This window comes from Streptomyces sp. NPDC059994, assembly GCF_042737755.1.
In the GTDB taxonomy this organism is placed as follows: domain Bacteria; phylum Actinomycetota; class Actinomycetes; order Streptomycetales; family Streptomycetaceae; genus Streptomyces.
Genome location: NZ_JBHWUR010000018.1, coordinates 100,754 through 107,287 on the forward strand (window position 1 = coordinate 100,754; position 6,534 = coordinate 107,287).

Consider the following 6,534-nt stretch of genomic DNA (forward strand, 5'->3'; position numbering starts at 1 on the left):
TACTGGCCCTCACGGCAGGTCCACTCCCTCAGTGGCGTAGGTTTTCCCTGGGAGATTTCCCCGGGACCCTGCACAGGAACAGCCCGGACCTCAAGACGATTGCATGGGGAGACAACGCGCTCATGAGCGATGTACTGGAGCTGGTGGACGTATCCGTGGTCCGCGACGGACGCGCTCTGGTGGACGACGTCTCCTGGTCGGTCAAGGAGGGCGAGCGCTGGGTGATCCTCGGCCCCAACGGCGCCGGCAAGACCACCCTCCTCAACATCGCCTCCAGCTACCTCTTCCCGACCACCGGTACGGCGAAGATCCTCGGCGACCGGCTCGGCAAGGTCGACGTGTTCGAGCTGCGCCCGCGCATCGGCATGGCCGGCGTCGCCATGGCCGACAAGCTGCCCAAGCGCCAGACCGTGCTCCAGACGGTGCTCACCGCCGCGTACGGCATGACCGCCACCTGGCAGGAGCAGTACGACGCCATCGACGAGGAGCGCGCCCGCGCCTTCCTCGACCGGCTCGGCATGACCGACTACGTCGACCGGAAGTTCGGCACCCTCTCCGAAGGCGAGCGCAAGCGCACCCTGATCGCCCGCGCGATGATGACCGACCCCGAGCTGCTGCTCCTCGACGAGCCGGCCGCCGGTCTCGACCTGGGCGGCCGCGAGGACCTGGTCCGCCGCCTCGGCCGCCTCGCCCGCGACCCGTACGCGCCCTCGATGGTCATGGTCACGCACCACGTCGAGGAGATCGCCCCCGGCTTCACCCACGTCCTCATGATCCGCCAGGGCAAGGTGCTCGCCGCGGGCCCCATGGAGACCGAGCTCACCTCCCGCAACCTCTCCCTCTGCTTCGGGCTCCCGCTGGTCGTCGAACACCGCGGCGACCGCTACTCCGCGACCGGTCTGCCCCTCGGCTGACCCGGGCGCTCCCCGGGCGCACTGTCCGTGACGGGGTGCCCGGACCTACCATGACCTCGTGGACGCATGGGTTGGGTGGCTGATCGCGGCGGCGGGTCTCGGAATTCCTCTGGTGCTGACCGCCATGCCGGAATTCGGCATGCTGGCCGTCGGCGCGGTCGCCGCGGCCGTGGCCGCGGGCCTGGGACTGGGCACCGTCGCGCAGGTCCTCGTCTTCGTGGTGGTCTCGGTCGCCCTCATCGCCGTCGTCCGGCCCATCGCGGCCCGGCACAGCGCCGAGCGGCCCCGCCTCGCCACCGGCATCGACGCGCTGAAGGGCCGTCAGGCCGTCGTCCTGGAGAGGGTCGACGGCAGCGGCGGCAGGATCAAGCTGGCGGGCGAGGTGTGGTCGGCCCGCGCCCTCGACGGCGGCCAGTCGTTCGAACCCGGCCAGCAGGTCGATGTGGTCGAGATCGACGGAGCGACTGCCATCGTCATGTGAACCATGCCAGGATCATCCGGGCCGGGGGCCGCACGGCTGCCGGACACTTCCTAGAGGCAAGAAAGGCACGGGGAACGCGATGTCAGCGATCATCATCGTCCTGATCATTCTGGTGGTGCTGGTCTTCATCGCCCTGATCAAGACCATCCAGGTGATCCCGCAGGCCAGCGCGGCCATCGTGGAGCGCTTCGGCCGCTATACGAGGACGCTGAACGCGGGCCTGAACATCGTCGTCCCGTTCATCGACTCGATCCGCAACCGCATCGACCTCCGCGAGCAGGTCGTGCCGTTCCCGCCGCAGCCGGTGATCACCCAGGACAACCTGGTCGTCAACATCGACACCGTCATCTACTACCAGGTGACCGACGCCCGCGCCGCCACGTACGAAGTCGCCAGCTACATCCAGGCGATCGAACAGCTCACCGTCACCACGCTCCGCAACATCATCGGCGGCATGGACCTGGAGCGGACCCTCACCTCCCGCGAGGAGATCAACGCGGCCCTGCGCGGCGTCCTCGACGAGGCCACCGGCAAGTGGGGCATCCGCGTCAACCGCGTCGAGCTCAAGGCCATCGAGCCGCCGACCTCCATCCAGGACTCGATGGAGAAGCAGATGCGCGCCGACCGTGACAAGCGCGCCGCGATCCTCCAGGCCGAAGGTGTCCGGCAGTCCGAGATCCTGCGCGCCGAGGGCGAGAAGCAGTCCGCGATCCTGCGCGCCGAAGGTGAGGCCAAGGCGGCCGCACTGCGCGCCGAGGGCGAGGCCCAGGCGATCCGTACGGTCTTCGAGTCCATCCACGCGGGCGACCCCGACCAGAAGCTCCTCTCGTACCAGTACCTCCAGATGCTCCCGAAGATCGCCGAGGGCGACGCCAACAAGCTCTGGATCGTGCCCAGCGAGATCGGCGACGCGCTCAAGGGCCTGTCCGGCGCCTTCGGCAACCTCGGCAGCGGGATGCCCGGCTTCAACACGGGATCCGAGCGCCGCGAGGAACCGCCCGTAGACTGAGACCAGTTGACTGCGTAGTGCAACATCCGTGCATGATCAGTGCGGCCCCCCGACCTCCATGGCGGGGAGGCGTCTCACTGATTGTGTAAGGAGATGGCCTTGTCCATCTGGGAAGCACTCGCGGTCTTCGCGGCCGGCATCGGCGCCGGCACCATCAACACGATCGTCGGCTCAGGCACCCTGATCACCTTTCCCGTGCTGCTGGCCACCGGTCTCCCGCCGATCACGGCGAACGTGTCCAACACCCTCGGCCTGGTCTCCGGCTCCATCAGCGGAGCCATCGGCTACCGCCGCGAACTGCGCGGCCAGACCCGCCGTATCCTGCGCCTCGCGTCCACCGCGCTGATCGGCGGGCTCGTCGGCGCCATCCTGCTGCTCGCCCTGCCGTCCGACGCGTTCGACGCGATCGTCCCCGTACTGGTCGGCCTCGCGCTGCTGCTCGTCCTCTTCCAGCCGCGCATCGCCGCCGCCGTCAAGCGCCGCCGCGAGGCCACCGGCACCCAGGCCCGCCCCGACGGCGGCCCCGTCCTGCTCGTCGGCCTCTTCTTCGCCAGCATCTACGGGGGCTACTTCGGCGCGGCCCAGGGCGTGCTCTACCTCTCCCTGATGGGCCTGCTGCTCCCCGAGAGCCTGCAACGCGTCAACGCCGTCAAGAACATCCTCGCGGCCCTGGTCAACGGCATCGCCGCCGTCTTCTTCCTCTTCGTCGCCGACTTCGACTGGACGGCCGTCCTGCTCATCGCGGCCGGCTCGACCATAGGCGGCCAGATCGGCGCCAAGGTCGGCCGCCGCCTGAAGCCGGCGGTGCTGCGGGGGGTGATCATCGCGGTGGGCGTGGTGGCGATCGTGCAGCTGGTGCTGCGCTAAAAGGTACGGAGCCCGCCTCCGACGGGTAGGCGGGCTCCGTGATGCCTTGTCTTCAGGTAAGGGGCGCGGGGAACTGCGCGACCAGCCGGAGACGGCCCACAGCCAAACGAACCGCACAAGCGGCGGAACGCCTACGCGGCCCCGCGAGCCAACCACTCCGGCAGCGCCGACCGATCGCCTGCCGCCATAGCGAGCAGCATCGCATCCGCAGGCGACGGCACAAACGGCTCGCGCAGCAACGGCATCCCCGCCTCGTCCGGCGTCCGGTCGGCCTTGCGGTGGTTGTCCTCGGCGCAGGACGCCACCGTATTGAGCCAGCTGTCCCGCCCGCCCTGGGCCCGCGGCACCACGTGGTCCACGGTCGTCGCGCGCCTTCCGCAGTACGCGCACCGGTGCTGGTCCCGGACCAGCACCCCCCTTCTCGACCACGGAGCCTGTCTTCGGAACGGCACCCGTACGTAACGGCAGAGTCTGATCACCCGCGGCACCGGTATCTCCACGGCGGCCGCACGCATCCTGAGCTCGGGATGCTCCTGCTCGACGACGGCCTTGTCCTGGAGGACCAGCACGACCGCACGGTTGAGAGTGACCGTCGACAGCGGCTCGAAGCTCGCATTCAGTACCAGCGTGTCCCGCATCCTGCCCACCTCCGCGTAGTGCCGGCCCACCCCCTGGCGGGCTTGGATCAACTTTGGCCGGGCTCGCCACGACGGACAACGCATTAAAAATGCCCTGCTCTGATCTCTCCAAGACCAGAGCAGGGCAAACAATGAAGGAACGATCAGCTACCCGGAGTCAGCTGTTCGAGGGACCCGTGTACATACCGATCAGCTGGGCGCGTGCCAGAGTGTGGAACCGCAGATTGAATCCGACGACGGCGGGCGACACGTCCGCGTCCGGTCCCAGCTTCGCGGAATCCACCGCGTACACGGTGAAGACATAGCGGTGCGACTCACCGGCCGGCGGAGCCGCTCCGCCGAATTCCTTCGACCCGTAGTCGTTGCGGACCTGGACCGCCCCGGCCGGCAGACCCTCGAACTTCCCGCTGCCCGCGCCTGCCGGCAGCTCGGTCACCGACGCCGGGATGTCGAACACCACCCAGTGCCAGAACCCGCTGCCCGTCGGGGCGTCCGGGTCGAAGCACGTCACCGCGAAGCTCTCGGTCTCGGCCGGGAACCCCTCCCACCGAAGGTGGGGAGACGTGTTCCCGGCCGCGTACACCTGGGCGTCCTGCAGTGGCGCACCCTCCTGGACGTCCTCGCTCACCACGGTGAACGAGGGCACCTCGGGGTGGAAGTCATGGGGGAGCGGCGGCCTCTTGAGCTCGCTCACGCGGGCACCTCCTGATCGGTAACCATCGGTATCGCAGACCATAGGCACTGGATCCCGGTGACACCGGGATCCAGTGACGAGGGCGAGCCTAGAACCAGTTGCGCCGGCCGCCGACCTCCGCCAGCCACTGGTGCAGATAGGCCGGCCAGTCCGTCGCCTGGTAGTCGTGCAGACCCACCTGGAACGAGCGGTACGAGTCGCTGCCCTCGCTGAACAGCCCCGGCTTCTTGTCCATCTCCAGGACCACGTCCATCGCGCGGTCGTCCGCGACGAAGGTCAGCTCCACCTGGTTGAGGCCCCGGTACTCCGACGGCGCGTGGAACTCGATCTCCTGGTAGAACGGCAGCCGCTGGCGGGTGCCGCGGATGTGCCCGCGCTCCATGTCCGCGCTCTTGAAGCGGAAGCCCAGCTGGATGAAGGCGTTGAGGATCGCCTGCTGCGCCGGCAGCGGGTGCACGCTGATCGGGTCCAGGTCGCCCGAGTCCAGAGCGCGCGCGATCTCCAGCTCCGTCGTCACACCGATGTGCATCCCGCGCAGCGGCTGACCGTCGACCGTCGTGACCGGCGTCTCCCACGGAATCTCCAGGCCGAACGGCACCACGTGCACCGCGCCCGCCTTCACCTCGAACGCGCCGCCGAGGCGCAGCTTGGTGAACTCGATGTCCTGCTTGCTCTCGTGGTCACCGCCCTCGACCTCGACCCGCGCCTGGAGACCGACCGAGAGCCCCTCGATCATCTGGTCCACGGATCCGCCCTGGATCCGCACCTCGCCCTGGACGACACCGCCCGGTACCACGTTCGCCTCGGCCAGCTCCGTCTCCACCGAAGCGCCACCGGCACCCAGACTCGCAAGCAGACGCTTGAACCCCATGCTGTTCCCTCCATAGATCCTGCCCCCACTAAACGCAAAACCGCGGCCTCCGGTTCCGTCTCCCCACCCGGTACTCTCGGACGCCATGATCGCGGCCCCCGAACGTACGCCACTCCCGCGCGGTTTCTTCGACCGCCCCGTCCTGGAGGTCGCACCGGACCTCCTCGGCCGCACCCTCGTGCGCCGCACCGCCGACGGCCCGGTCGAGCTGCGGCTCACGGAGGTGGAGGCGTACGACGGCGCGAACGACCCCGGGTCGCACGCCTTCCGCGGACGCACGGCGCGCAACAGCGTGATGTTCGGGCCGGCCGGCCACGCGTACGTCTACTTCACGTACGGGATGTGGCACTGCCTGAACGTGGTGTGCGGGCCGGAGGGCGCGGCGAGTGGGGTCCTGCTGCGGGCGGGCGAGATCCAGGTAGGCGCGGAGCTCGCGCGTAAACGTCGAATCTCGGCCCGAAACGACAAGGAACTGGCCAAAGGGCCTGCCCGGCTGGCCACGGCCCTGGACATCGACCGGGCCCTCGACGGCACGGACGTCTGCACCGGCACGGATGCCCCGCTCTCCGTACTTACGGGGACCCCGCCACCGGCCGACCTGGTACGCAGCGGACCGCGCACCGGCGTGGGCGGCGACGGAGCCCCACATCCCTGGCGGTTCTGGATCTCTGACGATCCGACAGTCAGCCCGTACCGGGCACATCAGCCACGCCGCCGTGCAACTTGACTCGGCCCGGCCCGACGCCTAACGTAGCCCGAGCCGCTTGAGACGGGTCCTGCTGTTCAGCAGTAACCCGAAGCGGCCACCCACTACCTACGACTGACCCCAACGGGTCCTTCTTTCGGCATGCCGGAATTCGGATTCACTGGCTCGATTATGAGCCGCCCGGGGAATCGGCTAAAGTAGTGACCACGCCGAAAGGGAAACGCGAAAGCGAAAACCTGGAAAGCGAATCCCGCTGACTGGGAATCGGACACGAAAGAGTCTGATAGAGTCGGAAACGAAGGAAGCGCCCGGAGGGCCCGGAAACGGGAACAAAGGAAGCGTCCGTACCTTGAG

General features: G+C 68.6%; 8 protein-coding genes. 5 read left to right on the forward strand and 3 right to left on the reverse strand.

Annotation, left to right across the window (positions count from 1 at the left end; all coding sequences use genetic code 11):
* Positions 1-122 precede the first annotated feature (122 nt).
* From ACFWA7_RS12880 to ACFWA7_RS12895, 4 genes are all read left to right on the forward strand, one after another.
* A complete protein-coding gene (locus ACFWA7_RS12880; RefSeq protein ID WP_385540843.1) occupies positions 123-914 on the forward strand; it encodes an ABC transporter ATP-binding protein in 792 nt (263 codons plus the stop codon).
* Between the two features lie 58 nt (positions 915-972).
* The gene (locus ACFWA7_RS12885; protein ID WP_385822757.1) at positions 973-1,395 is read left to right on the forward strand and encodes an NfeD family protein; all 423 of its coding nucleotides are present in this window, start codon (positions 973-975) and stop codon (positions 1,393-1,395) included.
* Between the two features lie 79 nt (positions 1,396-1,474).
* Complete coding sequence (locus ACFWA7_RS12890) at positions 1,475-2,404, forward strand: SPFH domain-containing protein (protein ID WP_190093590.1); 930 nt, start codon at positions 1,475-1,477, stop codon at positions 2,402-2,404.
* A gap of 93 nt (positions 2,405-2,497) precedes the next feature.
* Entirely contained in the window at positions 2,498-3,271 is a 774-nt protein-coding gene (locus tag ACFWA7_RS12895) for a sulfite exporter TauE/SafE family protein (protein ID WP_385822759.1), read from the forward strand.
* 131 nt (positions 3,272-3,402) lie between these two features.
* On the opposite strand, the gene ACFWA7_RS12900 is transcribed toward ACFWA7_RS12895, so the two are convergent.
* From ACFWA7_RS12900 to ACFWA7_RS12910, 3 genes are all read right to left on the reverse strand, one after another.
* A complete protein-coding gene (locus tag ACFWA7_RS12900; RefSeq protein ID WP_385540836.1) occupies positions 3,403-3,909 on the reverse strand; it encodes an HNH endonuclease in 507 nt (168 codons plus the stop codon).
* A 157-nt stretch (positions 3,910-4,066) separates the two neighbouring features.
* Positions 4,067-4,603 carry a YbhB/YbcL family Raf kinase inhibitor-like protein gene (locus ACFWA7_RS12905; protein ID WP_385822761.1) on the reverse strand — a complete coding sequence of 179 codons (537 nt, stop codon included), beginning with the start codon at positions 4,601-4,603 and terminating at the stop codon, positions 4,067-4,069.
* A gap of 88 nt (positions 4,604-4,691) precedes the next feature.
* Positions 4,692-5,474, reverse strand: a complete 783-nt coding sequence (locus ACFWA7_RS12910; RefSeq protein WP_385822763.1) for a sporulation protein — start codon at positions 5,472-5,474, stop codon at positions 4,692-4,694.
* Between the two features lie 85 nt (positions 5,475-5,559).
* Between ACFWA7_RS12910 and ACFWA7_RS12915 the strand changes: the two genes are divergently transcribed.
* Positions 5,560-6,201, forward strand: coding sequence for a DNA-3-methyladenine glycosylase (locus ACFWA7_RS12915; RefSeq protein ID WP_385540831.1), 642 nt, complete (start codon positions 5,560-5,562; stop codon positions 6,199-6,201).
* Positions 6,202-6,534: the final 333 nt, after the last annotated feature.

Coding starts and splice junctions, on each gene's coding strand:
- ACFWA7_RS12880 (WP_385540843.1), top strand. CDS start 123: ATGAGCGATGTACTGGAGCTGGTGGACGTATCCGTGGTCCGCGACGGA.
- ACFWA7_RS12890 (WP_190093590.1), top strand. CDS start 1,475: ATGTCAGCGATCATCATCGTCCTGATCATTCTGGTGGTGCTGGTCTTC.
- ACFWA7_RS12895 (WP_385822759.1), top strand. CDS start 2,498: ATGGCCTTGTCCATCTGGGAAGCACTCGCGGTCTTCGCGGCCGGCATC.
- ACFWA7_RS12900 (WP_385540836.1), bottom strand. CDS start 3,909: ATGCGGGACACGCTGGTACTGAATGCGAGCTTCGAGCCGCTGTCGACG.
- ACFWA7_RS12910 (WP_385822763.1), bottom strand. CDS start 5,474: ATGGGGTTCAAGCGTCTGCTTGCGAGTCTGGGTGCCGGTGGCGCTTCG.
- ACFWA7_RS12915 (WP_385540831.1), top strand. CDS start 5,560: ATGATCGCGGCCCCCGAACGTACGCCACTCCCGCGCGGTTTCTTCGAC.